This window comes from Streptomyces sp. NBC_01689 (assembly GCF_036250675.1).
Taxonomy (GTDB): domain Bacteria; phylum Actinomycetota; class Actinomycetes; order Streptomycetales; family Streptomycetaceae; genus Streptomyces.
The window spans coordinates 7,772,913-7,796,692 of the sequence record NZ_CP109592.1; the positions used below are offsets into that span (position 1 = coordinate 7,772,913).

The 23,780-nt window shown below is 71.9% G+C and carries 21 protein-coding genes and 1 riboswitch; of the genes, 15 read left to right on the top strand and 6 right to left on the bottom strand.

The annotated features are described in order from the left end of the window. The first annotated feature begins 169 nt into the window (after nucleotides 1-169). Entirely contained in the window at nucleotides 170-958 is a 789-nt protein-coding gene (locus tag OG776_RS33325; RefSeq protein ID WP_148007850.1) for a carbon-nitrogen hydrolase family protein, read from the top strand. A gap of 46 nt (nucleotides 959-1,004) precedes the next feature. Next, the gene (locus tag OG776_RS33330; protein ID WP_148007851.1) at nucleotides 1,005-2,714 is read left to right on the top strand and encodes a flavin monoamine oxidase family protein; all 1,710 of its coding nucleotides are present in this window, start codon (nucleotides 1,005-1,007) and stop codon (nucleotides 2,712-2,714) included. A 23-nt stretch (nucleotides 2,715-2,737) separates the two neighbouring features. Here OG776_RS33330 and OG776_RS33335 read toward each other — a convergent pair whose 3' ends face one another. The 3 genes from OG776_RS33335 to OG776_RS33345 form a co-directional block, all read right to left on the bottom strand. Next, complete coding sequence (locus OG776_RS33335; protein ID WP_148007852.1) at nucleotides 2,738-3,667, bottom strand: LLM class F420-dependent oxidoreductase; 930 nt, start codon at nucleotides 3,665-3,667, stop codon at nucleotides 2,738-2,740. A 70-nt stretch (nucleotides 3,668-3,737) separates the two neighbouring features. Continuing rightward, entirely contained in the window at nucleotides 3,738-4,436 is a 699-nt protein-coding gene (locus OG776_RS33340; protein WP_148007853.1) for a DUF5995 family protein, read from the bottom strand. 107 nt (nucleotides 4,437-4,543) lie between these two features. After that, on the bottom strand, nucleotides 4,544-5,950 hold the full coding sequence (locus OG776_RS33345) for a uracil-xanthine permease family protein (protein ID WP_148007854.1): 1,407 nt from the start codon (nucleotides 5,948-5,950) through the stop codon (nucleotides 4,544-4,546). 121 nt (nucleotides 5,951-6,071) lie between these two features. Between OG776_RS33345 and OG776_RS33350 the strand changes: the two genes are divergently transcribed. Continuing rightward, entirely contained in the window at nucleotides 6,072-7,346 is a 1,275-nt protein-coding gene (locus OG776_RS33350; protein ID WP_148007855.1) for an alginate lyase family protein, read from the top strand. Between the two features lie 122 nt (nucleotides 7,347-7,468). Then, a complete protein-coding gene (locus OG776_RS33355; protein WP_329322997.1) occupies nucleotides 7,469-7,939 on the top strand; it encodes an acyl-CoA thioesterase in 471 nt (156 codons plus the stop codon). Here OG776_RS33355 and OG776_RS33360 read toward each other — a convergent pair. Next, nucleotides 7,899-9,134 (bottom strand): MFS transporter, encoded by a 1,236-nt coding sequence (locus tag OG776_RS33360; RefSeq protein ID WP_329322998.1) that lies wholly within the window; start codon nucleotides 9,132-9,134, stop codon nucleotides 7,899-7,901. The genes OG776_RS33355 and OG776_RS33360 overlap by 41 nt on opposite strands. Nucleotides 9,135-9,315: 181 nt before the next feature. Between OG776_RS33360 and OG776_RS33365 the strand changes: the two genes are divergently transcribed. The 10 genes from OG776_RS33365 (at nucleotide 9,316) to OG776_RS33410 (ending at nucleotide 18,786) form a co-directional block, all read left to right on the top strand. After that, a complete protein-coding gene (locus tag OG776_RS33365) occupies nucleotides 9,316-10,560 on the top strand; it encodes an ROK family transcriptional regulator (protein ID WP_329322999.1) in 1,245 nt (414 codons plus the stop codon). Nucleotides 10,561-10,970: 410 nt separating this feature from the next. Further along, a riboswitch (FMN riboswitch) is annotated at nucleotides 10,971-11,101 on the top strand. Between the two features lie 152 nt (nucleotides 11,102-11,253). Then, nucleotides 11,254-11,889, top strand: coding sequence for a riboflavin synthase (locus tag OG776_RS33370; RefSeq protein WP_148007858.1), 636 nt, complete (start codon nucleotides 11,254-11,256; stop codon nucleotides 11,887-11,889). Continuing rightward, entirely contained in the window at nucleotides 11,886-12,524 is a 639-nt protein-coding gene (locus tag OG776_RS33375) for a nicotinamide mononucleotide transporter family protein (RefSeq protein ID WP_148007859.1), read from the top strand. The genes OG776_RS33370 and OG776_RS33375 overlap by 4 nt, the downstream gene beginning before the upstream one ends. Next, a complete protein-coding gene (locus tag OG776_RS33380; protein WP_329323000.1) occupies nucleotides 12,521-13,858 on the top strand; it encodes a bifunctional 3,4-dihydroxy-2-butanone-4-phosphate synthase/GTP cyclohydrolase II in 1,338 nt (445 codons plus the stop codon). Before OG776_RS33375 ends, OG776_RS33380 begins: the two co-directional genes overlap by 4 nt. A gap of 110 nt (nucleotides 13,859-13,968) precedes the next feature. Then, nucleotides 13,969-14,454, top strand: a complete 486-nt coding sequence (gene ribH / locus OG776_RS33385) for a 6,7-dimethyl-8-ribityllumazine synthase (protein WP_148007860.1) — start codon at nucleotides 13,969-13,971, stop codon at nucleotides 14,452-14,454. A gap of 34 nt (nucleotides 14,455-14,488) precedes the next feature. Then, complete coding sequence (locus OG776_RS33390; protein ID WP_148007861.1) at nucleotides 14,489-14,761, top strand: phosphoribosyl-ATP diphosphatase; 273 nt, start codon at nucleotides 14,489-14,491, stop codon at nucleotides 14,759-14,761. A 71-nt stretch (nucleotides 14,762-14,832) separates the two neighbouring features. Beyond that, nucleotides 14,833-15,690 carry an ATP phosphoribosyltransferase gene (gene hisG / locus OG776_RS33395; protein ID WP_148007862.1) on the top strand — a complete coding sequence of 286 codons (858 nt, stop codon included), beginning with the start codon at nucleotides 14,833-14,835 and terminating at the stop codon, nucleotides 15,688-15,690. Nucleotides 15,691-15,705: 15 nt separating this feature from the next. Then, nucleotides 15,706-16,161, top strand: coding sequence for a PH domain-containing protein (locus tag OG776_RS33400; RefSeq protein WP_148007863.1), 456 nt, complete (start codon nucleotides 15,706-15,708; stop codon nucleotides 16,159-16,161). A gap of 199 nt (nucleotides 16,162-16,360) precedes the next feature. Continuing rightward, nucleotides 16,361-17,695, top strand: a complete 1,335-nt coding sequence (locus OG776_RS33405; RefSeq protein WP_148007864.1) for a hemolysin family protein — start codon at nucleotides 16,361-16,363, stop codon at nucleotides 17,693-17,695. Further along, nucleotides 17,692-18,786 (top strand): hemolysin family protein, encoded by a 1,095-nt coding sequence (locus tag OG776_RS33410; RefSeq protein ID WP_148007865.1) that lies wholly within the window; start codon nucleotides 17,692-17,694, stop codon nucleotides 18,784-18,786. Before OG776_RS33405 ends, OG776_RS33410 begins: the two co-directional genes overlap by 4 nt. A gap of 277 nt (nucleotides 18,787-19,063) precedes the next feature. On the opposite strand, the gene OG776_RS33415 is transcribed toward OG776_RS33410, so the two are convergent. Both OG776_RS33415 and OG776_RS33420 read right to left on the bottom strand, forming a co-directional pair. Further along, nucleotides 19,064-20,929 (bottom strand): AAA family ATPase, encoded by a 1,866-nt coding sequence (locus tag OG776_RS33415; RefSeq protein ID WP_148007866.1) that lies wholly within the window; start codon nucleotides 20,927-20,929, stop codon nucleotides 19,064-19,066. A 436-nt stretch (nucleotides 20,930-21,365) separates the two neighbouring features. After that, nucleotides 21,366-21,986, bottom strand: coding sequence for a uridine kinase family protein (locus tag OG776_RS33420; RefSeq protein WP_329323794.1), 621 nt, complete (start codon nucleotides 21,984-21,986; stop codon nucleotides 21,366-21,368). Between the two features lie 406 nt (nucleotides 21,987-22,392). Here OG776_RS33420 and OG776_RS33425 point away from each other — a divergent pair, with 406 nt between their 5' ends. Then, nucleotides 22,393-23,760: a peptidase C39 family protein gene (locus OG776_RS33425; RefSeq protein ID WP_329323001.1), complete on the top strand. Its 1,368-nt coding sequence runs from the start codon at nucleotides 22,393-22,395 to the stop codon at nucleotides 23,758-23,760. The last annotated feature ends 20 nt before the right edge of the window (nucleotides 23,761-23,780 follow it).

The window sequence follows — 23,780 nt, forward strand, 5'->3', positions numbered from 1 at the left end:
CCGACACCACCCCCACCCCCGGAGGGCCCCGCAACGAATCACCGCCGGACGGCCCCCGCACGCAACGATCACCCCACCCGCACGCAACGGCTCCTCCTTGTCCACGCCGACCAGGCGCCCTTACCGTCTACCTGGCCCCCAAACCCATCCGTACCGGTGAGGAACACGCATGCGCACAGCCCTGCTCCAGAGCTCCGGCCGACCCGGCTCCGTCGTCGAGAACCTCAAGGTCCTCGACGAGGCCGCGGGCCGTGCCGCCGCCGCGGGCGCCGGGCTGCTGGCCGCACCCGAGATGTTCCTCACCGGCTACGCGATCGGCGACGGCATCGGGCGACTGGCCGAGCCCGCGGACGGCGACGCCGCCGACGCGATCGCCGAGATCGCCACCCGGCACGGCGTGGCCGTCGCCTACGGCTACCCCGAGCGCTCGGGCGAGCGGGTCCACAACTCCGCGCAGCTGATCTCCGCCGACGGCACCCGGCTCGCGAACTACCGCAAGACCCACCTCTTCGGCTGCTTCGAGCGCGACCACTTCACCCCGGGCGACCAGCCGGTGGTGCAGGCCGAGCTGAACGGCCTCCGGGTGGGCCTGATGATCTGCTACGACGTGGAGTTCCCGGAGAACGTCCGGGCGCACGCGCTCGCCGGCACCGACCTCCTGGTGGTGCCGACCGCGCAGATGCACCCGTTCCAGTTCGTCGCCGAGTCCGTGGTCCCCGTGCGCGCGTTCGAGAACCAGATGTACGTCGCCTACGTCAACCGGGTCGGCGTGGAGGGGGAGTTCGAGTTCGTCGGGCTGTCCACGCTGGCCGGGCCCGACGGAGTCGCCCGCACCCGCGCCGGACGCGCCGAGGAACTCGTCCTCGCCGACGCCGATCCCGCCTTCCTCGCGGCCTCGCGCGAGACGAACCCGTATCTGCGGGACCGCCGTCCCGGCCTCTACGGCTCGCTCGTCTGACCGTCCAGCCCTCCCCCCGAGCCTTGTCGCAAGGAGCCCGTACCCCATGACGTCCACGGTGCCCACCGCCGTCCAGCACACCGACGCGCAGCAGCCGCCGATCACCATGTTCGGCCCGGACTTCCCGTACGCGTACGACGACTTCCTCGCGCATCCCGCGGGCCTCGGCCAGATACCCGCGACCGAGCACGGCACCGAGGTCGCGATCATCGGCGGCGGCCTCTCCGGCATCGTCGCCGCCTACGAGCTGATGAAGATGGGCCTCAAGCCCGTCGTGTACGAGGCCGACCAGATCGGCGGCCGGCTGCGCACGGTGGGGTTCGAGGGGTGTGACCCGTCGCTGACGGCCGAGATGGGCGCCATGCGCTTCCCGCCGTCCTCGACCGCCCTCCAGCACTACATCGACCTGGTGGGACTGGAGACGCGGCCGTTCCCCAACCCTCTCGCGGAGACCACGCCCTCGACGGTCGTCGACCTGAAGGGCGAGTCGCACTACGCGACCACCGTCGACGACCTGCCGCAGGTCTACCGCGACGTGATGAACGCGTGGAACGCCTGTCTGGAGGAGGGCGCCGACTTCTCGGACATGAACCGGGCCATGCGCGAGCGCGACGTCCCGCGCATCCGCGAGATCTGGGCGAAGCTCGTGGAGAAGCTCGACAACCAGACCTTCTACGGGTTCCTCTGCGACTCGGACTCCTTCAAGTCGTTCCGGCACCGCGAGATCTTCGGCCAGGTCGGCTTCGGCACGGGCGGCTGGGACACGGACTTCCCGAACTCGATCCTCGAGATCCTGCGCGTCGTCTACACCGAGGCCGACGACCACCACCGCGGCATCGTCGGCGGTTCCCAGCAGCTTCCGCTGAGGCTGTGGGAGCGCGAGCCGGTGAAGATCGTCCACTGGGCGCCCGGGACCTCGCTGGCCTCGCTGCACGACGGCGCCCCGCGCCCGGCGGTGACCCGGCTGACGCGTACGTCGGGCAACCGGATCACCGTGACCGACGCGAACGGCGACATCCGCACCTACCAGGCCGCGATCTTCACCGCCCAGTCCTGGCTGCTGCTCTCCAAGATCGCCTGCGACGACTCGCTCTTCCCGATCGACCACTGGACGGCGATGGAGCGGACCCACTACATGGAGTCCAGCAAGCTCTTCGTCCCCGTCGACCGCCCGTTCTGGCTCGACGAGGCCGTCGACGACGAGGGAAACCCGACCGGGCGGGACGTCATGTCGATGACGCTCACCGACCGGATGACGCGCGGCACCTACCTCCTGGACGACGGACCGGACAAGCCGGCCGTCATCTGCCTCTCGTACACGTGGTGCGACGACAGCCTGAAGTGGCTGCCGCTGTCGGCGAACGAGCGGATGGAGGTCATGCTGAAGTCGCTCGGCGAGATCTACCCGAAGGTCGACATCCGGAAGCACATCATCGGCAACCCGGTGACCGTCTCCTGGGAGAACGAGCCCTGGTTCATGGGCGCGTTCAAGGCCAACCTGCCCGGCCACTACCGCTACCAGCGGCGTCTGTTCACGCACTTCGTGCAGGACGCGCTGCCCGAGGACAAGCGGGGCATCTTCCTCGCGGGCGACGACATCTCGTGGACGGCGGGCTGGGCCGAGGGCGCCGTGCAGACCGCGCTGAACGCGGTCTGGGGCGTCATGCACCAGCTGGGCGGCACGACCGACCCGACCAACCCCGGCCCCGGGGACGTCTACGACGAGATCGCCCCGGTGGAACTGCCCGAGGACTGAGGGCCCGCGCCCGCCGTGGTCGCTCAGACCCCGGCCGCGCGGGCCAGCGCGTACACCTCCGCGGCGACGTCCGAGAGCTCCGAGGCGTCACGGAGCGATGACTGGAGGTCGATCAGGAACTCCCCGACCCCGTCCACCTGGTGCGCCGCCAGGTCCTCGGCGATCTGCGCGGCGCTGCCCGTGAACAGCGGCCGTTCGGCACCCCCGTGGGGTTTGGCCGAGTACTGCGCGTTGACCCGGACGCAGACCTCGATCGGCCGTGTCCGGCCGCGCTCGGCGGCCAGTTCCCTCAGCCGGGTCCACTCCTCGGTGAGCTGGGCGACGCCCTGGGCGACCGGCATCCAGCCGTCGGCGCGGTCGACCAGCCGCCGCAGCGCCCGCGGGCTGTTCGCCGGGAGGTACACCGGGATGGGCCGCGCGGGCTTCGGTCCGACCTCGGACGGGGCGACGACGGTGAGTTCGCCCTCGTACGACACCGGGTCCGGTCCCCAGACCGCCGCGCAGACGTCCAGGATCTCGTCGAGGACCTTGCCGCGCTTCTCGAAGGGCGCCACGGAGGCGGCCGCGTACTCGTCGTGGGACCAGCCCGTGCCGAGGCCCGCCACGACCCGGCCGCCACTGGCCGCGTCCAGCGTGGCGAGCGAGCGTGCCAGCTGGAAGGGGACGTGCAGCGGCGCCACGAGGACGCTCGTGCCGAGCCGGGCCCGTCCGGTCGACGCGGCCGCCAGGGTCAGGGTCACCAGCGGGTCGGCGACCGAGCGGTAGGTGTCGGGCCAGGGCAGCCCCGGAACCCCGTACAGCCCCTGGGTGGCGGGTTCGGGGAAGAGCACCCGTTCGAACACCCACAGGCTCTCGTATCCGGCCTCCTCCGCCGCGCGGGCCACCGCCGGCACGTCGCGCCCGATGTCGTACTGCTTCATCTGCGGAAGGCCGAGTCCGAGCCGGATCGCCATACCAGTCGCCCCTTTGCACGTCGGTGAGCCGTCCGGTCAACGTACAGCGATCACCGCGAGGTTCACCGGCTCACCTTCCACAGTGGCCGGTTCGGTCCCCCAGGGGGGTCAGCATCATCCGCCCGGTCAGGCCCACCGCCGCGTCGAGCCGGTCCGCGAACTCCCGGGCGAGACCGGGGAGCCCGCGCAGTGCCCACAGGGTGCGCGCCGCCGACCACGCGGCGTCGCGGGCCCGCTCCAGGCTCCACGCGCCGAGCAGATGGGTGAGCGGGTCGGCGACCTCCAGGAGGTCGGGCCCCGGCATCAGGTCCTCGCGGACGCGTTCCTCCATCGAGGCGAGGAGGTCGCCGACCCGCTCGAACTCGTCCTCCAGGTCGCCCGGTTCGCAGCCGAGCGCGCGGCAGCTGTCCACGACGGCCAGCGCCAGATCGTGTCCGACGTGCGCGTTGACGCCCGCGAGCGCGAACTGCAGCGGGTGTACCCCGGGATGGCGCCGGAACTGCAGCAGGGGCCGCCAGCAGGCGGGCGGGTGTCCCTCCTCCTCGGCGACCGTCAGATACCGCTCGGCGAAACGTACGTCCAGGGTGGCGGCGGCCCCGGGATCGGGGAACTCGCCGGCGCCGAGGCGCCGGTCGATCTCCTCGGTGACGGTGAGGTAGACACGGTTGAACACCGCGACCCCGTCCCGCTCAGGCAGGTCGGTCCCGAGGGCGCGCATCCGGGAGACGACCGTGTGCACGGGGGCGGTGAACTGTTCCGACTGCGCCATGGGGGAAGGGTCCCAGCCACCGCCCGCCGGGGGTGCCGCCTGGCCGGGCGCGTCCCCGGATCGGGGGAAAACGCCACCGCCGCGCGTGTCCCCGCCGTCGGCGCGGGCTACGGTCCGGCGGGCCGGTCCGGGTTCTCCGGGGCGCGGTCGTCGTAGGCCGACGTGCCGGAGTCGAGCAGCGGCTCCCCGGTCCTGAGATGGGCCGGGGCCATCACCCGCAGCGCGTGGTAGCCGGTGATCACGACGAGCGTGCCGAGCGCGATGCCGCTCAGCGAGAACGTGTCCGAGAACTTCAGCGAGACACCGCCGACACCGATGATGATGCCCGCCGCGGCCGGCACCAGGTTCAGCGGATTGCGCAGGTCGACCCGGCCGTGCAGCCAGATCTGGGCGCCGAGCAGCCCGATCATGCCGTACAGGATGACGGTGATGCCGCCGAGGACGCCGCCCGGGATCGCCGCGACGACCGCGCCGAACTTGGGGCAGACGCCGAACAGCAGGGCGAAGCCGGCGGCGGCCCAGTAGGCGGCGGTCGAGTAGACCCGGGTCGCGGCCATCACGCCGATGTTCTCGGAGTACGTGGTGTTGGGAGGGCCGCCGACCGCCGTGGAGAGCATCGAGGCGGCGCCGTCCGCGGAGATCGCGGTGCCCAGCCGGTCGTCCAGCGGGTCGCCGGTCATCTCGCCGACGGCCTTCACATGGCCCGCGTTCTCGGCGACGAGCGCGATCACGACCGGCAGCGCGACGAGGATCGCGGACCACTGGAACGAGGGGCCGTGGAAGTGCGGCAGCCCGATCCAGTCCGCCCTGCCGACACCGGAGAGATCGAGCCGCCAGTGGTCGGCGACCTTGCCGCCCGCGCCGACCGAGTGGATCTTCCCGAAGATCCGGTCGAAGAGCCAGGAGATCACATATCCGAACACCAGGCCCAGGAAGATCGCGATCCGTGACCAGAAACCGCGCAGGCAGACCACCGCCAGCCCGGTGAAGAGCATCACCAGGAGCGCCGTCCACTGGTCCTGGGGCCAGTACGTGGACGCGGTCACCGGAGCCAGGTTGAAACCGATCAGCATGACGACGGCGCCGGTGACGACCGGTGGCATCGCGGCGTGGATGATCCGCGCGCCGAACCGCTGCACGGCGAGCCCCACCAGGAACAGCACGACGCCCACGACGAACACCGCGCCGGTCACGGTCGCGGTGCTGCCGCCCTGTGCGCGGATGATCGCGGCGACGCCCACGAACGAGAGCGAGCAGCCGAGATAACTGGGCACCCGGCCGCGCGTGGCGAGCAGGAAGATCACCGTCGCCACGCCGGACATCATGATCGCGAGGTTCGGGTCGAGCCCCATCAGGACGGGCGCCACGAAGGACGCCCCGAACATCGCCACCACGTGCTGGGCCCCGAGCCCGATCGTGCGCGGCCAGGAGAGGCGTTCATCGGGGCGGACGACGGCTCCGGGCGCGGGGTTGCGTCCGTCGCCGTGCAGTTTCCAGCGCACGCCTAGATCCATGGTGCGGCTTCGCTTTCTCTGTACGTGAATCGGTCCGGACCATTGTCATGGCTAACCGGGGGTTCTACGCTCACACGGTCCCACTCATGAACTGCGTTCACATATCTGATCGGAGTGCTCGATGGGTAGAAGACCCCGTGCGGGCGTGGTCCTGGCGGCCGTGGTCGCCCTCGCGGCCGCCGTCGTCCCGACCGCCTCGGCCCACGAAGGCCGCGCGGCACCGAAGGCCCCGGCCACCGCGGTCCTCGACGGCGCCAGGCTGCAGCGGACGAAGATCCGCCTGGACCACGGCGACGCCGGACTGCGGCACGCGGTCGCCGGCCTCACGGCGCGGGCCGACGGCTGGCTGGACCAGGGCCCCTGGACGGTCGTCGACAAGCCGAAGCCCGCCCCCGGCGGCGACGTCCACGACTACCTCAGCCAGGCCCCGTACTGGTGGCCCTCGCAGCCCGCGACCGCCGACAACCCGTGGGGCTGCCCGTACGTCCAGCGCGACGGGCAGCGCAACCCCGAGGTCGACACCGGCACCGACCGCCAGGACGTCGAGAAGGTCTTCGACTCCTCGTACGACCTCGCGCTCGCCTGGTACTACACCGGCAGGAAGCAGTACGCCCAGAAGGCCGCCGACGTCCTGCGCACCTGGTTCCTCGCCCCGGCCACCCGGATGAACCCGAACCTGGACCACGGGCAGTTCATCCCCTGCAGGTACGACGGCCGGGCCATCGGCATCATCGACTTCTCGCAGTCCTACACCAGCGTCCTGGATGCCGTCGCGATCCTCGACACCGGCGCGCCCGGCTGGTCGAGGACCGACCGCACCGCCATGCGCTCCTGGAACACGGACTTCCGCGACTGGCTGCTGAACAGCCCCTTCGGCACCGAGGAGGGCGCCGCCGCCAACAACCACGGCACGTTCTACGACATGCAGCTCGCCGCCCTCGCGTACGCGACCGGCGACCGGGACCTGGCCCGGCGCACCGTTCTCGCCGCGCGATCCAAGCGCATCGACCCGCAGATCGCCGCCGACGGCACCCAGCCCCAGGAACTCGCCCGCACCCGCAGCTGGCACTACTCGACCTTCGACCTCGTCGCGTACACCCGCCTCGCGGCCATCGGCCGCCATGTCGGCGTGGACCTGTGGGCGTACCGGGGGCCGGACGGGCAGAGCCTGTTCAAGGCGGTCGGCCAACTGCTGCCCGCCGCCACGGGGGCGGCTCCGTGGCCCTACCCGGAGCTGGAGTTCCACCGCTTCGCGGCCGGCGACGTCGTGCACGCGGCGGCCGACGCGGGGGACCGGGCCGCGCGCGCCGCGGTACCGAGGCTGGAGGCACCGCCCGGCGGCGACCTCTGGGCGCTGCGGCCGGCGGCGGAACAGCTCGACTCCATCGCGGGCTGACCCGGCGGTCCGTGCGCGGGCCGGCCCGGCGGCGTACGAACACCCTGATCAGGGGCTCCTGAGCGGCTGCTTAGGATGGGGTGCCCCCACCGCCCCTACCGGCACCCTCAGGAGCCCCGCCCGTGACCGCCGAAGCCGCTGCCGTCCCCGTCGCCGCCCCCGCCCTCCCGTACGGGAGACTGCTCCCCGTCGCCGTCCACTTCGACGACCTCGACGCCCTCGGGCTGCTGCACAACGCCCGCTACCCGGTGCTGGTCGAACGCGCGTGGACCGCGTTGTGGAGCGAGTACGGGTTCCGCTTCGAGGGCGACTGGGAGGCGGCGGGCGACGCCTGCAACGCGGTCAGGGAGCTCCGGATCGGTTACGAGGCGCCGGTCGTCCGGCCCGGCGCGTACGCCGTCCACCTGTGGCTGGAACGGCTCGGCGACACCGGGCTGACCTACGGCTTCCGCTTCTGCTCGGCCGACGGATCGGTCACCTACGCGCGCGGTACCCGGGTCCTGGTCCGGCTCGACGCCGGCACGCTGCGTCCGACCTCGTGGAGCGACCGCTTCAGGGCCGTGGGTCGGGAACTGCTGCGCTCGGGCGACTGACCTTCGGACGGTCGCGCTCGCCCGCGCGCAGCACGCCCGCGAACACGGCGAGACCGCTCGCCAGGACCGTGACCAGTCCGAACGACACCACCAGACTGGTGGCCTGGGCCAGCGAGCCGATCGCGCTCGGCGCGACCAGACCCGAGGTGTACGTGATGGTGGCGACGCCCGCGATGGCCTGACTGGGGTTCGGTCCTGCGTGCCCCGCCGCGGCGAAGCAGAGCGGGACGACGACCGCGATCCCGAGACCCAGCAGGGCGAAGCCGCCCATGGCGACCGCGGGATCGCCCGCGACGACGACGAGCAGTCCGCCGAGCACGGCTAGCGCCCCGCCCGCGCGCACCGTGCGCACCGCGCCGAACCGGTTCACCACGGCGTCGCCGATGAGCCGGGCCAGCGCCATGGTCAGCATGAAACCGGTCGTCGACGCCGCCGCGAGTCCGGCCGAGGTGCCGAGCTCGTCCTTGAGGTAGACCGCCGACCAGTCGAGGCTCGCGCCCTCGGCGAACACGGCGCAGAAGCCGATCGCACCGATGACCAGGGCGGACTTCGGCGGCAGCGCGAAGCGCGGCGGGGGGACCTCGTCCTCGGTCGGACGCAGGTCGAGGACCCAGCGGCAGGCGGTGAGGCCGAGGACCGTCAGGACCCCGGCCGCCAGCGCGTGGTGCAGACGCGCGTCCGCACCGAGGTGCGCGGCGAGGGTGCCGCCCGCCGACCCGACCAGCGCGCCCGCGCTCCACATGCCGTGCAGCCCCGACATGATCGACCTGCCGAGGCGGTTCTCGATCTCGACGCCGAGCGCGTTCATCGCCACGTCCGCCATGCCCGCCGAGGCGCCGTAGACGAAGAGGGCCAGGCACAGGGTGTAGAGGTTCGGCGCGACGGACGGCAGGACCAGCGCCAGCGTCCACAGGGAGATCAGGCCGCGCAGCGCGGCGCGGGCCCCGAAGCGGTGGCTGATGCGGCCCGCCAGTGGCATCGCGAGGGAGGCGCCGATGGCCGGGAACGCCAGCGCCAGCCCGAGCTGGCCCGTGCTGACGGATGCGTGGTCCTGGATCCAGGGCACCCGGGTGGCGAACGAACCCGTCACCGCCCCGTGCACGGCGAACACCGCGGCCACGGCGTACCGGGCCCGCTTCACCCCGACCGGGTCCCCGACCACGTCGTCACCCGACCTTCCGGTCACTCTCGTCATTCCCGCCCTCCCGGCTCCGCTCCCCATGGTGCGGCCGTAAACTATCAGGGACCCTGCCTGATAGATAGTCGATATACAGGCGGCACACCGGCCGTCGGTGCCGGACAGCCGAACGCCCCGGGCCGCGTGCCCGCGGGCCCCGCCGATCTGGGAGGACTCCGTGGTCTGGGAAGATCCCGGCATGCCCGCATCTCCGAGCACGGCCCGGGCCATCAACGACCGGCTCGCCCTGCGGCTGCTGCAGCAGGAGGGCCCGTTGACGGCCGGACAGCTGAAGCAGCTCACGGGCCTGTCCCGGCCCACCGTCGCCGACCTCGTCGAGCGTCTGACCGTCGCCGGACTGATCTCGGTCGTGGGGGAGTCGGGGGAGCAGCGGCGCGGCCCGAACGCCCGGCTGTACGGGATCGTCGCGGACCGGGCACAACTGGCCGCGCTCGACGTCCGTACCGAAGGCGTCACGGTGGTCGTCGCCGACCTGCTCGGCGCGGAACTCGCCCGGGCGTCGGTGCCCATCACCGACGACGCGGGCACCGGCCCCGCCGTCGAGCAGGCGGTCGCCCTGGTGGAGCGGGCCGCGAAGGAGGCCGGGGCGGAACGGCTGCACACCGTCGGCGTCGGCGCGCCCGGCCTCATCGACCCCGCCAGCGGGGAACTCCGGGACTCCTCCGGCCTGCCCGCATGGCACCGCCGGCTGGTCGCGGCCCTCCAGGAGCGCCTGCCCGCCCGCGTCATCGTCGAGAACGAGACGAACCTCGCCGCGCTCGCCGAGCAGCGCGACGGCGCGGCCCGGGACCGGGGCACCTTCGTCCTTCTCTGGCTCGGCCACGGCACCGGTGCGGCCGTCGTCCTCGACGGCCGGCTCCGCCGCGGGGCCTCCGGCGGCACCGGCGAGATCGGGTTCCTGCCGGTGCCGGGGACCGCCACGCTGCCGTCGGCCACGGACTGCGAGGGGGGCTTCCACTCGCTGGCGGGGGGTGCCGCGATCGCCGGACTCGCCGCGGCGTACGGGCTGACGGTGACGGGGTCCGGCGGTGAACCACCGGCGGCGGCCCTGGTCCGCGCGGCGGTGGCGGCCGTCACCCCGTCCTCTTCTTCTTCCTCCCCCGCCTCCCGCTCCTCCTCCGCCGCCGGCTCCCCGTACGGCCCGTCGGACCGGTTCCTCGCGGCCCTGGCGGACCGCCTCGCCGTCGGTGCCGCGTCCGTCGTGGCCGTCCTCGACCCCGGCTGTGTGGTGCTCGGCGGCGAGGTGGGGCAGGCGGGCGGGGAGGAGCTGGCGGCACGGGTCGGTGAGCGGCTGGCCCGGATGTCCCCGCTGCCGGCCGAGGTGCGCGCCGGAGTGCTGGGCGGAGGGGCGGTGCTGCGCGGTGCGCTCCTGACCGCCCGGGAGTCGGCCCAGGACGACCTCTTCACGCCGCACCCGCGCTGACCGGCCGCACCCGCGCCGACCTGCCGCGTCCGCACCGATCCGCCCCGCGGTCGAAGCTCCCGGCGCGCGGTCCCGTGGCCGTCCGGCGTGGTGCCGCTCCCCGTTGGGGAGACCCGGCGGCGGGGCAAGGGCCTCCGTCACCGCCGCCGGGTCGCTCAGGGGGCGAGTAGGCCACCTCGGCTTCTGCAAACCTTGATCGCCGACCCTAAGAGGACTAGACCAGACCGTCAATAGGTATGGACCAATATCCGTGTTGTCGTCAAGTATGCGAGGCCGGACGGGAGTTGACCATGCCTGAGCCGCCGCAGAACTCCCCGCACAAGTCCATCCGAACGGCCTGTGAGGCAGCCCACAGAAGTTCATATGCATGAGCATGGACAGGGCGTGGCACACTGATGATGTACCAGAAGCAGCGCACTCCGGGGTCGGTGAAAGTCCGAACCGGCGGTTACAGTCCGCGACCCGGTCGCTTCCAGCGGCCGGTTGACCAGGTGAAATTCCTGGACCGACGGTTAAAGTCCGGATGGGAGGCAGTGCGCGGCGGGCGGGCATTCGTGCGCGCTGCCGGTTGTCGTGACATGTCCTGCGGGACAGGTCCCTTTCGGCATCGTTCCCGGTGTCGTCGTCCGTTTCCATCTGTCGTCATCGACAGGCCCCGGAGTCCGTGCCCCATGAGGCAGGAGGACCCGGGAAGTGTTCACCGGAATCGTCGAAGAGCTGGGTGAGGTCACCGCCGTCGAGAATCTCGACGAGGCCTCCCGCTTCCGTCTGCGCGGACCCGTCGTCACGCAGGGCGCGCGGCACGGCGACTCCATCGCCGTGAACGGGGTCTGTCTCACCGTCGTCGACCACGAGGGCGACGAATTCACCGCCGACGTCATGGCGGAGACCCTGAAACGCTCCAGCCTCGGTGCCCTCACCGTCGGCTCCCGCGTCAACCTCGAACGTCCCATGGCCGTCGGCGACCGCCTCGGCGGACACATCGTCCAGGGCCACGTCGACGGCACCGGCACGGTCCTCGCACGCACGCCGTCCGAGCACTGGGAGATCGTGAAGATCTCGCTCCCCGCGGACCTCACCCGCTACGTGGTCGTGAAGGGCTCCATCACCGTCGACGGCATCAGCCTGACGGTGGTCGACGCGGGCCCGGACCACTTCACCGTCAGCCTCATCCCCACCACCCTCGACCTGACCACGCTCGGCCGCAAGCAGCCCGGCGACCCGGTCAACCTCGAGGTGGACGTCATCGCCAAGTACGTCGAGCGGCTGCTCGGCGCCCGGGGCGAGCAGCCGGTCGCGCTGCCCGACACCTCGGGGGGCCGGCCGTGAACTGGCTCAACTCCGAGGCGTTCACCCTCTTCGGACAGCACATCAAGTGGTCGGACATGACCGGCAACGTGATCGGTCTGATCGGCCTCGCGCTCGGCTGGCGACGCTCCGTCTGGAGCTGGCCCGTCCAGCTCCTGTCCGGTGTCGTCCTGCTCACCGCCTTCGCCTCGGCCCATCTCTCCGGCAGCGCCGGAAAGCAGCTCGTGGTCATCGTCGTCGCCCTGTGGGGCTGGTGGCAGTGGAACCGCGGCCGGGGCCAGGACGGCGGCGTCGCCGTACGGTTCGCCACCTGGCGCGAGCGCGGCGTGCTGGCCGGCTCCGCCGCCGTCGGCACCCTCGCGGTGAGCGCCCTGTTCCACGCGTATCCGTCGCTGTCCTGGGACCCCTGGCCGGACGCCTACATCTTCGTGGGCACGGTCGTCGCCATGTACGCCCAGGCCCGCGGCATGGTCGAGTTCTGGTTCGCCTGGCTGCTGGTCGACGTGGTGGGCGTCCCGCTCAACTTCGCCAACGGCTTCGCCTTCTCCGGTTTTGTCTACGTCGTCTACGGCGCGCTCGTCCTGTGGGGCATGCGCGACTGGTGGCTGCGCTCCCGCAAGGCCGGGCAGCCCCTCCTGGAAGGAGTCCCGGCATGACCGCCGCACCCGTCTGGTACAGCACCGGGCACGATCAGGACGTCTCGGACCTGGCGCTCGACCCGGTCGAGCGGGCCATCGCCGACATCGCGGCGGGCCGGCCGATCGTGGTCGTCGACGACGAGGACCGGGAGAACGAGGGCGACCTCGTCATCGCCGCCGAGAAGGCGACCCCCGAGATCATCGCGTTCATGATGAGCGAGTGCCGCGGCCTGATCTGCGCGCCCATGGAGGGCGACGAACTCGACCGCCTCCAGCTCCCTCAGATGGTCGACAACAACACCGAGTCGATGAGGACGGCCTTCACGGTTTCCGTGGACGCCTCCGGCGCCCACGGCGTGACCACCGGCATCTCGGCCGCCGACCGCGCCACCACCCTCCGGCTGCTGGCCGGGGGCCGGGCCGGGGCGGGCGACTTCGTGCGGCCGGGTCACATCTTCCCGCTGCGCGCGCGGCCCGGCGGTGTCCTCGTCCGCAACGGCCACACCGAGGCGGCCGTCGACCTGGCCCGCCTCGCCGGACTGCGCCCCGCGGGCGCCATCGTGGAGATCGCGGGGGAGGACGGCCGCATGCTGCGCCTCCCCGAACTCGTCCCGTTCGCCCGCAAGCACGGTCTGACCATCATCTCCATCGAGGACCTGGTCACCTACCGCCGCTCCCTCCAGGTCCCCGCCCCGCTCGACCAGGAGGCACCCGCGGCCGGCCCCGCGGTCCGCCGCGAGGCCAGGACGCAACTGCCCACCGCCTTCGGTGAGTTCACGGCCTACGGCTACCGGTCCACCGCCGACGGGGTCGAGCACGTCGCCCTCGTCCACGGCGAGATCGGCGACGGCGAGGACGTCCTCGTCCGCGTCCACTCCGAGTGCCTGACCGGCGACGTCCTCCACTCGCTGCGCTGCGACTGCGGCCCCCAGTTGCAGACCTCCCTGCAGCGCATCCAGGCCGAGGGCCGGGGCGTCGTCGTCTATCTGCGCGGACACGAGGGACGCGGCATCGGACTGCTGTCCAAACTGCGCGCCTACGAGCTCCAGGAACGCGGCCGCGACACCCTCGACGCCAACCTCGAACTCGGCCTGCCCGCGGACGCCCGCGACTACGGCGCGAGCGCGCGGATCCTGGAGGACCTCGGCGTCCACAGCCTGCGCCTGATGACCAACAACCCCGAGAAGACCGACGCCCTCGTCCGGAACGGCCTGCGGGTCACCCGGCGGGAGCCGATGCCCGTCCAGGCGGGCGAGCACAACCTCCGCTACCTGCGCACCAAGCGGGACCGGATGGGGCACGACCTGCCGTGGCTGGAGACGCCCGCCGCCTCCGCCTGCGGCAGCCAGTGACACCGCGGGAGGCAGCTCCCGCGGCCGCCACGGGCGACGCAATCCAGTACCACCCGATCCAGTAACGACAGTACGACCGGCAACACAGCACAGAGGCACTGAGGAGAGACGTGAGCGGCAAGGGTGCACCCGAACTGTCCGTACGCAACTGCGGCGACCTGCGCGTCGCGGTCATCGCGGCACAGTGGCACGAAAAGGTGATGGACGGTCTCGTGGACGGCGCGCTGCGCGCCCTGCACGAGCTGGGGATCGACGAGCCGACCCTGCTGAGGGTCCCGGGCAGCTTCGAGCTCCCGGTCGTCGCCAAGGTCCTGGCGGGCCGCGGCTACGACGCCGTCGTCGCGCTCGGCGTCGTCATCCGCGGCGGCACACCGCACTTCGAATATGTTTGCCAGGGCGTCACGCAGGGCCTCACCCAGGTCTCCATCGACACCGGCGTCCCCATCGGCTTCGGCGTACTGACCTGTGACACCGAGGAGCAGGCCCTGGACCGTGCGGGCATCGAGGGCTCCCGCGAGGACAAGGGCCACGAGGCGGTGACGGCCGCCGTGGCGACCGCGGCCACACTGCGCTCGGTATCCGAACCCTGGCGCTGAGGCACCGGCTCCACCGCGTAGGGTGGGCAGCACCATGTCCAAGAAGACGTTCGAGGAGCTCTTCACCGAGCTCCAGCAGAAGGCCGCCTCCGGCGACCCCGCCACCTCCCGCACCGCCGAACTGGTCGGCAAGGGCGTCCATGCCATCGGCAAGAAGGTCGTCGAAGAGGCCGCAGAGGTCTGGATGGCCGCCGAGTACGAGGGCAAGGACGCCGCGGCCGAGGAGATCTCGCAGCTCCTGTACCACGTCCAGGTGATGATGGTGGCGCGCGGAATCTCCCTCGACGACGTGTACGCCCACCTCTGAGCCACGCCCCGCACCCAGCCGACGTACGAACCGACAGACGTACGCACGAACGAACGAAGGAAGCCGACCTCATGCTGCGCATCGCCGTCCCCAACAAGGGTTCCCTGTCAGGACCTGCGGCGGAGATGCTGCATGAGGCCGGCTACCGGCAGCGCCGGGAGTCCAAGGAACTCCGGATCGTCGATCCGGGCAACGAGGTCGAGTTCTTCTACCTCCGCCCCCGCGACATCGCGATCTACGTCTCCTCCGGCCGCCTCGACATCGGCATCACCGGCCGCGACCTGCTGGTCGACTCCGGCGCCAAGGCGGAGGAGATCCTCCCGCTCGGCTTCGCCCGCTCCACCTTCCGCTTCGCCGGCAGGCCCGGCGCCGCCAAGAGCGTCCAGGACCTCGCCGGTCTGACCGTCGCCACCTCCTACGAGGGCATCGTCGCGGGCCACCTCTCCGACAACGGCATCGACGCCTCCGTCGTCCACCTCGACGGCGCCGTCGAGACCGCGATCGAGCTCGGTGTCGCCGAGGTCATCGCGGACGTCGTCGAGACCGGCACCTCGCTGCGCAACGCGGGCCTGGAGGTCTTCGGCGAGCCCATCATGAAGTCCGAGGCCGTCGTCATCCGCCGCGTCGAGGCCGACACCGCCGAGGACACCGAACCCAAGGTCCAGCAGTTCCTGCGCCGTCTGCAGGGCGTCCTGGTCGCCCGGACGTACGTGATGATGGACTACGACTGCCGCGCCGAGCACCTGGAGCAGGCGGTCGGCCTCACCCCCGGCCTGGAGTCGCCCACCATCTCGCCGCTGCACAACGAGGGCTGGGTGGCCGTCCGCGCGATGGTCCCCGCCAAGGAGGCGCAGCGGATCATGGACGACCTGTACGCGCTCGGCGCGCGGGCCATCCTGACCACGGCCATCCACGCCTGCCGCCTCTGAGGACCCGTCCGAGCCATGTCCCACCTCCCCGACCTCCCCGTCACGTTCCGGCCGTCCCGGACCCGGGCCGTGCTGCTCACCGCGGGCGTCGCGATCTTCGTGGTCATCACGACGGTCGCGATGCTCCTGGAGCAGCTCAGCCCGGGGGAGCGCGCCAGCTTCGTCCTCACCGCCGCGCTGCTCCTCGGCGTGCTCGTGCTGCTCTCCCGGCCCAAGGTCGTCGCCGATGAGAGCGGAGTCACAGTCGTCAACATCGCCGGCACCCGGCGCCTGGACTGGGCGGAGATCCTCCAGGTCAACCTGCGCCCCGGCGACCCCTGGGTGTTCCTCGACCTCAGTGACGGCACCAGTCTTCCGGCGCTCGGCATCCAGCCGGGCATCGCCAGGCAGCGCGCGATCGACGACGCCCGCACCCTGCGGGCACTGGCCGAAGCCCGCTCCATCGGCGACCCCGAGCAACATCACGGCTGACTCTCGGCCGTCCACCCTGCCCGCCGGGCCCCTGTCTTGATTAACCTGTTGGCGGAGGCGCTTTCGTCGCGCCTCCGCCGCTGATGTGCCACCCGGTGCCCAGAGGCCCCCTGCTACCCGAGGAGTGACTCCCTCCAGCGATGGACGGATCGTCCTGTAGTACCTGCGCCGCCCCCTCCCGACCCATCGAGGCGGCGGCATGACCATCCCCCTGCTGCTTCTCGCGGCGGCGTTCCTGCTGATCCTCGCCAACGGTTTCTTCGTGGCGGCGGAGTTCGGCCTCGTCACGGTCGAACGGCCGGACGCCGAGAAGGCCGCCGCCGAAGGCGACCGACGGGCCCGTACCGTCGTGAACTCGCTCAAGGAGCTGTCCTTCCAGCTCTCCGGCACCCAGCTCGGCATCACCATCACCTCGCTGGTCGTCGGCATGCTCGCCGAACCGGCGCTCGCCGAACTGCTGCACGGCCCCTTCACCGCCCTGGGCCTGCCCGACGGCGCCGTGGGCGGCGTCGCCGTGGTGGTCGGCATGCTGCTCGCCGCGGCCGTCCAGATGGTCGTCGGAGAACTCGTGCCGAAGAACTGGGCGGTGTCCAAGCCGCTGCAGGTCGCCCGCTTCGTGGCGGGTCCCCAGCACGTCTTCTCCAGCCTGTTCCGGCCGGTGATCGCCGCGCTCAACACGGTCGCCAACCGGCTGGTACGGGCGCTCGGCGTCGAACCCGCCGAGGAGCTGGCGTCCGCCCGCACCCCCGGCGAGCTCGTCTCCCTCGCCCGGCACTCGGCGCAGGCCGGCGCCCTGGAGCAGGACACCGCGGATCTCTTCGTACGGACCATCTCGCTGGCCGACCTGACCGCGCAGCACGTCATGACGCCGCGGGTGAGGGTCAGCGCCCTCCAGTCGACGGCCACGGCGGAGGATGTCGTCAACCTCACCCGGGCCACCGGCCTGTCCCGCTTCCCCGTGTACCGGGAGCGGATCGACGAGGTGGTCGGCATGGTCCACCTCAAGGACGCCCTCGCCGTGCCCTCGCACGACCGGCTGCGCACGCCCGTCGGCCGGATCGCCCAGGCCCCGCTGCTCGTCCCGGAGACCCTGCCCGTGCAGCCGCTCCTGGAACGGCTGCGGAGCGAGCAGCCCATCGCCGTCGTGGTCGACGAGTACGGCGGTACGGCGGGCGTCGTCACCCTGGAGGACATCGTCGAGGAACTTGTCGGCGAGGTCCGCGACGAGCACGACGGACAGGACCTGCCGGAACTCGCCGCGGCGCCGCCCGAGGAGGGACGGCCCGCCTGGGACGCCGACGGCAGCTGCCGTGTCGACGTCCTGCAGCGCATAGGACTGGATGTGCCCGAGGGGCCGTACGAGACCGTGGCGGGTCTCGTCGCCGATCTGCTCGGCCGCATCCCGGCACCCGGCGACAAGGCGGAGCTGCCGGGCTGGCGCCTGTCGGTGCGCCAGGTCGGGCACTACCGCGCCGAGCGGGTCCGGCTGGTCAGGACCGCGGACGCGGCCCTCACCCCGGAGGCCGTCCGATGAGCGTCCTCCAACTTCTCTTCGCCGTTCTCCTGGTGCTCGCCAACGGCTTCTTCGTCGGCGCCGAGTTCGCGCTCGTCTCCGTACGGCGCAGCCAGATCGAGCCGCTGGAGTCCGCCCGCGCCCGCCAGGTCCTCTACGGGCTGGAGCGGCTGCCCCAGATGATGGCCGCGGCCCAGTTCGGCATCACGGTCTGCTCGCTGACGCTCGGCGCGGTCGCCGAGCCGACCGTCGCCCACCTGCTGGAGCCGCTCTTCGAGGCGGTGCGTCTGCCGGACGGTGTGATCCACCCCCTCGGCTACGTCATCGCGCTCGCCCTCGTCGTCTTCTTCCACCTCGTCATCGGCGAGATGGTCCCGAAGAACCTGGCGATGGCCGCGCCGGAGAAGACCGCGCTGTGGCTGAGCCCGGGGCTGGTCGCGTTCGCCCGTCTGTGCCGGCCCGTCACGGTGGCCCTCGGCGCGTGCGCCCGGCTGATCCTGAAGCTGTTCCGGGTGGAGCCCAAGGACGAGGTCGAGGCGGTCTTCACGAGCGAGCAGCTCAACCGTCTGGTCGAGGACTCGGGCCAGGCCGGTCTGCTGGAACCGGAGGAGCAGGAGCGCCTCGAGGACGCCCTCGAACTCGGGTCCCGCCCGGTGACGGACGTCCTCCTGAACCGGGAGTCCCTGGTCACCGTCGGCCCCTCGGTCACCCCCGGCCAGGTCGTCGCCCTCACCGCGCGCACCGGGTACTCCCGTTTCCCGGTGGTCGCGGAGAACGGCGCCTTCATGGGCTACCTGCACGTGAAGGACGTCCTGGACCTGGAGGAGTCCGAGCGCGCGGTGCCCCAGCAGATCTGGCGGCACATGACCACCCTCCGGTCGGAACTCCCCCTCGACGACGCCCTGACGGTGATGCGCCGTGCCGCCACGCACCTCGCGCAGGTCGCGGACGCGTCGGGCAAGGTGCTCGGGCTCGTCGCGCTGGAGGACGTGCTGGAGCTGCTGGTCGGCGAGGTACGCGATCCGGCGCACCGGAACGTGACCGTGGTGACCACGGCACCCCTCAGGACGGTGGCGCGCAGCGACGCCGCGGAGGAGGCACTGGCGACCTGAGCCGGCGGGGGATCCTGGGGGCTCTGCCCCCAGACCCCCGTGTCGGCCTGGACGGCCTCGTCCTCAAGCGCCGGACGGGCGAAACGCCTGACCTGGCCGTGGGCCCTTTGAGGCGCGGGCGCGCATCCTCAGCCCGTGCGGACCCACCTGGCGCAGGCCCGCATCTTCAGCCCGTCCGGCGTTTGAGGACGAGCCCTTCGGGTGATGCGGGGGTCCAGAGGGCGGCAGCCCCTTGGGGCGGAGCCCCCGGGTCAGGGGCGGCGGGGGCACCCCCGGGTCACAGGGCCGACGGGTCCTGGGGCCCACGCCCCGACAACACCTCCCCGTACGCCTGCATCAGATCCGGCAGCCTAAGCGTCGACAGATCGTCCCGCGACGGCGTGCTCGGATACCCGGAGAGCCGCAGATCCCGGTACGCGCAGCTCTTCTCGTACAGCGTCCGCAGGAACCGCCCGTTCCCCAGCTCGTCGATCCACCCCTGATCGACGACATGCCCGGCGATCGAGCGCAGCTCGTCCAGCGCCTCCTCGTCCCAGACGTCCCCGTTCTCCGCGGCCAGCACCTCGCCGATGGAGGTGAGTTCGAGGGGCCGGTAGGACGGGAAGTCGACGCGGGTGGTGAAGCGTGAGGACAGCCCGGGGTTGGCGGCGAGCAGCCGGTCCATGCCCTCGGGGTAGCCGGCGAGGATGACGACCAGATGGTCCCGGTTGTCCTCGGCCCGCTTCAGCAGCACCTGAAGGGCCTCGTCGCCGTACGCGTCACCCTTGCCGTATCCCGAGTTGGACAGCGAGTACGCCTCGTCCACGAAGAGCACCCCGCCGATCGCGGAGTCGATCAGTTCGTTCGCCTTGACGGCGGTCTGGCCCAGGTACTCGCCCACCAGATCCGCCCGCTGCGCCTCCACGAGATGGTCGCCGCCGAGCAGGCCGAGCGCGTAGAAGACCCGGCCGAGGATGCGGGCGACCGTCGTCTTGCCGGTGCCTGAGGGGCCGGAGAAGACGAAGTGCCGTTTCGGCGGCTGGACGGGAAGCCCCTGCCCGGCCCGCAGCCGTGCCATGTTCAACTGCGCCGAGAGCGCCTTGACCTGCCGTTTCACGGGTTCGAGCCCGACCATGCGCTCCAGCTCGGCGAGCGCCTCCTCCAGCAGGGCGGGGTCGGTCGGCCCGGCGGGCAGCGGCCGCACCGGCACCATGGCCTTCTCCCGCACCATGTCGGTCTCGGGTGACACCGCGCCCGGCGGCAGCGGGTCGGCCTCGGGGAGCCGGAGGTCGCGGCCCTCGCCTCCCCAGAGCGGATCGAGGCCGTCCGGGCCGTCCATCACGTCCTGCCCGATGCCGGTCAGTGTGATCGCCGCGAGGTCGGCGGCGGCGTCGTCGTACCCGTCGCCCTCGGAGATCGCGGCGAGCCGCGCGGAGGTGTCCATGAAGGCGGGGTCGACCCGGTGAACGGCCCGGTACAGCGGGAGCGCCGCGGCCGACCGGCCGGTGCCCTCGTGCGCCCGGGCCAGCCAGTACCGCAGTTCCTTGCGTTGCGGCTGCTCGCTGCGGCAGCGCATCAGGGCCGACGACAGCAGCGGCTCCGCCTGTCCGAACATCTCCAGCCGGACCCGGGCCATGCCGCCGAAGAGACCGGCCTCTATGCCCAGCAGCGGATCGTCGATCAGCGGGTCCGTGTGGCGGACCAACTGCTCCCAGTCCTTGACGAGGTAGGCCCGGCAGGCGTGCAGGAAGCGCACCTGGGGATCCGCGTCCACCGGTGGCAGCCCGGCCAACGCCCGGTCCAGCTCCGGGACATGGCGGCCGTCCAGCCAGTGCGAGGCGTGCGCGAGCAGCAGATCGCGCGGACTCTCCAGCACCGGCTGGACCCACCAGCCCAGCCAGTACCAGGAGTTCAGGGTGCGCCGGTGCCGGGAGCGCTGTTCGCCGAACCGGTCCCGGTGACGGAACATGCGCAGCAGCGCGGTCGTCGTGTCCACACGCAGCGCGTGCAGTCCGAGCCAGCCGTCCGCCATACCGGGGTCCATCCGGACCGCGGTGCGGAACTCCTCCTCCGCCTGCGGATAGGCGCCCATCGTGTAGGCGTCCACACCTCGCATCCAGGCGAGGTCGGCCGGGGCCTCCGGGCCCTGCGTGCCGAAGTCCATCACGTCCCCCACAAACCGTGCCCCCGATGGTTCTCCGAGCGGGCCGGTGCCCGTCGGCAGCTTGGTCGAACCGCTGTGCCGCGGACGGGAGTTGCACCGGTGCGCAGAGCAAGCCGTCCGAAGGTCGCACCGAGAGGCATGGTACCTGCGCCGCACGGGCCTGCCGAAGGGTGCCGACAGCACCGTTGCACGAGGTGGGAGCAGACGGGGCGCACTCCGCCCGGTGACCCAGGGTGAGCGAATCGCGGCGCGGGGCGCCCGAAAAGAATGGGTGTGGGCAGAACGAAGCCCCCGATCACGGGGGAACAACCGGGGGCTTCGCGTCTGCGGGGCGACCCCGAGGGGCCGCACATTCAGAACGTAAGTCCTGTACGGCCCCCCGGTCAAGCCGAGTTGAGGCACTGGCGGAACTTCTCCCGCGGGGGTCTTCACGAGTTCACCACATTGCGGATGGTCCGTCACCGTGCGTGAGGAACTGGTCCGGTCCAGGAGTCCCGGCGGGCCCCGGAATCACCTCGTATCCCTCGGAACACTGGCGCACCAGAAGATCCGCGAAGGGCCGCGAGGGGTCCTCGGCGAAATGTCGCCGTTCCGCGGCGACCCACCCGGTCCAGAACGCGCTCTGGGACTCGCCGTCCCGCCGGCGCCCGCGCGTCCAGGCCTCGTCGCTCGGCAGTTCCATCCACAGCAGCCGCGCGAGGTGCGGGCGCAGTGCGCGGCGTCCGGCACCGACGCCCTCCAGCAGGACCACGGGCGCGGGCGGCAGCTCACGCACCGGCCCGAAGGTCCTGGCCGTCCAGTCGTAGGGCGCGTAGCGCGCGGTGGCGCCCCGGCCCAGCGGCTCGACGACCTGGTCCAGCAGGCGCGCCGTCCAGGCGAAGAGCTCCTCGTGCGTCGCGATGTCGTCCAGGTGCAGCACGGGCGCGTCACCCAGTGCCGCGGCCAGCCGCCCGGTGAACGTGGTCTTCCCGGAGCCCGCGTGTCCGTCCACGCCGATCAGGCGGACGGGGCCGGCGGAGGGCGGCAGCCGGCGCAGGTGGGAGGCGAGATCGTGAATGGGGGGTCCCCGGTCCGGTGAGGGGCGTGCGGTGGTGTCCGGAACATTTTAGGACGGGCCGGATCTCGGCCGGACCGACCGGTGCGGAATCACTCCCGGAAGGCGCGGAGGCGCGGTCGCGGGAAATGCGCGAGCGGGGTGCGGAAGGAATGCGGGAAGAACGTGCGGAACCGCTGCGGATATCCCGGGAATGTCCGGGGAAAGCGGTGCGAGTTCCGCCTCGGAACGCCGAATTCCAGGCCTTTCCGCACGGACGGTTCCCGGATGTTCGCCGCCGTCGCAGGTCACGCCAGTGGTACCGACCAATATTGGTGGGCGTGGCACGGCGCGAAGTGCTGGCAGAAGTCGCCTCGCTCCCTCCATAGTTGGGAATTGCCGCTTCCGGACGAACGGGGGTCACCCACCCATGACCAGAGCATCAGAGCCGTCCCGCAGAACCGTTCTGGCCGCGGCGATGACCGCGGCGATGACCGCCGCCGCGGCCACTCCGGCCGGGGCGGCGGAAGCACGCACCCGGGAATCACGCCGGGGGCACGCGCCCGCGCGCGCCGTGGACAACCGTGCCTGGACCTCGTACGCCGACTGGCGCACCGGTACCGCGAAGGGCGCGCGGGCCGTGTCCGGCGCCCGGCCGGGGCTGGTGATCGCCTCCCCGGCCGGCACGAGGGCGTACACGGACCCGCACACCGGCAGGACGGCCGACTGGGAGTACGCGACCTGGACCTCCCCGGTCCACCGGCTCACCGTTCCCGCCACCGAGGCCATCGCCTCGTGGAACGCGCGCACCCCCGCCGGTACCTGGCTGCAGGTCGAACTGACCGGCACCTACTCGGACGGCACGGCCACGCCCTGGTACGTGATGGGCCGCTGGGCGGCGGGCGACCAGGACATCAGGCGGACCTCCGTCGACGGCCAGAAGGACGGCCGGAGCACTGTCTGGACGGACACCTTCGCGATCGACGACGCCGCCTCGGGCCTGCGTCTCGTCTCGTACCGGCTGCGCCTGACGCTGTACCGCGCCCCGGGGTCCGGGGCCACCCCCACCGTGTGGCGGCTCGGCGCGATGGGTTCCGACATCCCGGACCGCTTCACCGTGCCGGCCTCCGTACCCGGGCTCGCCCGCGAGCTGACGGTGCCGCGGTACTCGCAGGAGATCCACGCCGGCCAGTACCCCGAGTACGACAACGGCGGCGAGGCCTGGTGCAGCCCCACCTCGTCGCAGATGATCATCGAGTACTGGGGGCGCCGGCCGACGGCGGAACAACTGGCCTGGGTCGCGCCGGGCCTGGCCGACCCGCAGGTCTGCCACGCGGCGCGCTACACCTTCGACTACCAGTACGACGGCTGCGGCAACTGGCCCTTCAACGCGGCCTACGCGGCGACGTACAAGGACCTCCAGGGTGTGGTGACCCGGCTCGGCTCGCTCACCGACCTGGAGACCCTGATCGCGGCCGGCATCCCGGCCATAACGTCCCAGTCGTTCCTCAAGTCGGAGCTGACCGGGGCGGGTTACGGCACCTCGGGCCATCTCATGACCGTCGTCGGCTTCACCGCGGACGGTGATGTGATCGCCAACGACCCGGCCTCGCCCGGCGACGCCGCGGTGCGCCGCGTCTACCGGCGGTCCGAGTGGGAGAACATCTGGCTGCGCACGAAGCGGTACAACGCCTCCGGGAGCGTCGTCTCCGGCACCGGAGGAGTCTGCTACCTGTACTTCCCCGCGCAGCCGACCCAGCGGCAGAGCCAGGCGCTCGCGGCGGTGGGCATCCGCTGAGGAGGGGGCGGCCCGGAAGC

What these genes read in the sequence shown, in the direction of transcription:
- OG776_RS33400 (WP_148007863.1), top strand. Translation starts at nt 15,706, where the DNA reads ATGTCCCACCTCCCCGACCTCCCCGTCACGTTCCGGCCGTCCCGGACC.
- OG776_RS33415 (WP_148007866.1), bottom strand. Translation starts at nt 20,929, where the DNA reads ATGGACTTCGGCACGCAGGGCCCGGAGGCCCCGGCCGACCTCGCCTGG.
- OG776_RS33340 (WP_148007853.1), bottom strand. Translation starts at nt 4,436, where the DNA reads ATGGCGCAGTCGGAACAGTTCACCGCCCCCGTGCACACGGTCGTCTCC.
- OG776_RS33345 (WP_148007854.1), bottom strand. Translation starts at nt 5,950, where the DNA reads ATGGATCTAGGCGTGCGCTGGAAACTGCACGGCGACGGACGCAACCCC.
- OG776_RS33325 (WP_148007850.1), top strand. Translation starts at nt 170, where the DNA reads ATGCGCACAGCCCTGCTCCAGAGCTCCGGCCGACCCGGCTCCGTCGTC.
- OG776_RS33365 (WP_329322999.1), top strand. Translation starts at nt 9,316, where the DNA reads ATGCCCGCATCTCCGAGCACGGCCCGGGCCATCAACGACCGGCTCGCC.
- OG776_RS33410 (WP_148007865.1), top strand. Translation starts at nt 17,692, where the DNA reads ATGAGCGTCCTCCAACTTCTCTTCGCCGTTCTCCTGGTGCTCGCCAAC.
- OG776_RS33390 (WP_148007861.1), top strand. Translation starts at nt 14,489, where the DNA reads ATGTCCAAGAAGACGTTCGAGGAGCTCTTCACCGAGCTCCAGCAGAAG.
- OG776_RS33335 (WP_148007852.1), bottom strand. Translation starts at nt 3,667, where the DNA reads ATGGCGATCCGGCTCGGACTCGGCCTTCCGCAGATGAAGCAGTACGAC.
- OG776_RS33380 (WP_329323000.1), top strand. Translation starts at nt 12,521, where the DNA reads ATGACCGCCGCACCCGTCTGGTACAGCACCGGGCACGATCAGGACGTC.
- OG776_RS33330 (WP_148007851.1), top strand. Translation starts at nt 1,005, where the DNA reads ATGACGTCCACGGTGCCCACCGCCGTCCAGCACACCGACGCGCAGCAG.
- OG776_RS33425 (WP_329323001.1), top strand. Translation starts at nt 22,393, where the DNA reads ATGACCAGAGCATCAGAGCCGTCCCGCAGAACCGTTCTGGCCGCGGCG.
- hisG (WP_148007862.1), top strand. Translation starts at nt 14,833, where the DNA reads ATGCTGCGCATCGCCGTCCCCAACAAGGGTTCCCTGTCAGGACCTGCG.
- OG776_RS33360 (WP_329322998.1), bottom strand. Translation starts at nt 9,134, where the DNA reads ATGACGAGAGTGACCGGAAGGTCGGGTGACGACGTGGTCGGGGACCCG.
- OG776_RS33405 (WP_148007864.1), top strand. Translation starts at nt 16,361, where the DNA reads ATGACCATCCCCCTGCTGCTTCTCGCGGCGGCGTTCCTGCTGATCCTC.
- OG776_RS33350 (WP_148007855.1), top strand. Translation starts at nt 6,072, where the DNA reads ATGGGTAGAAGACCCCGTGCGGGCGTGGTCCTGGCGGCCGTGGTCGCC.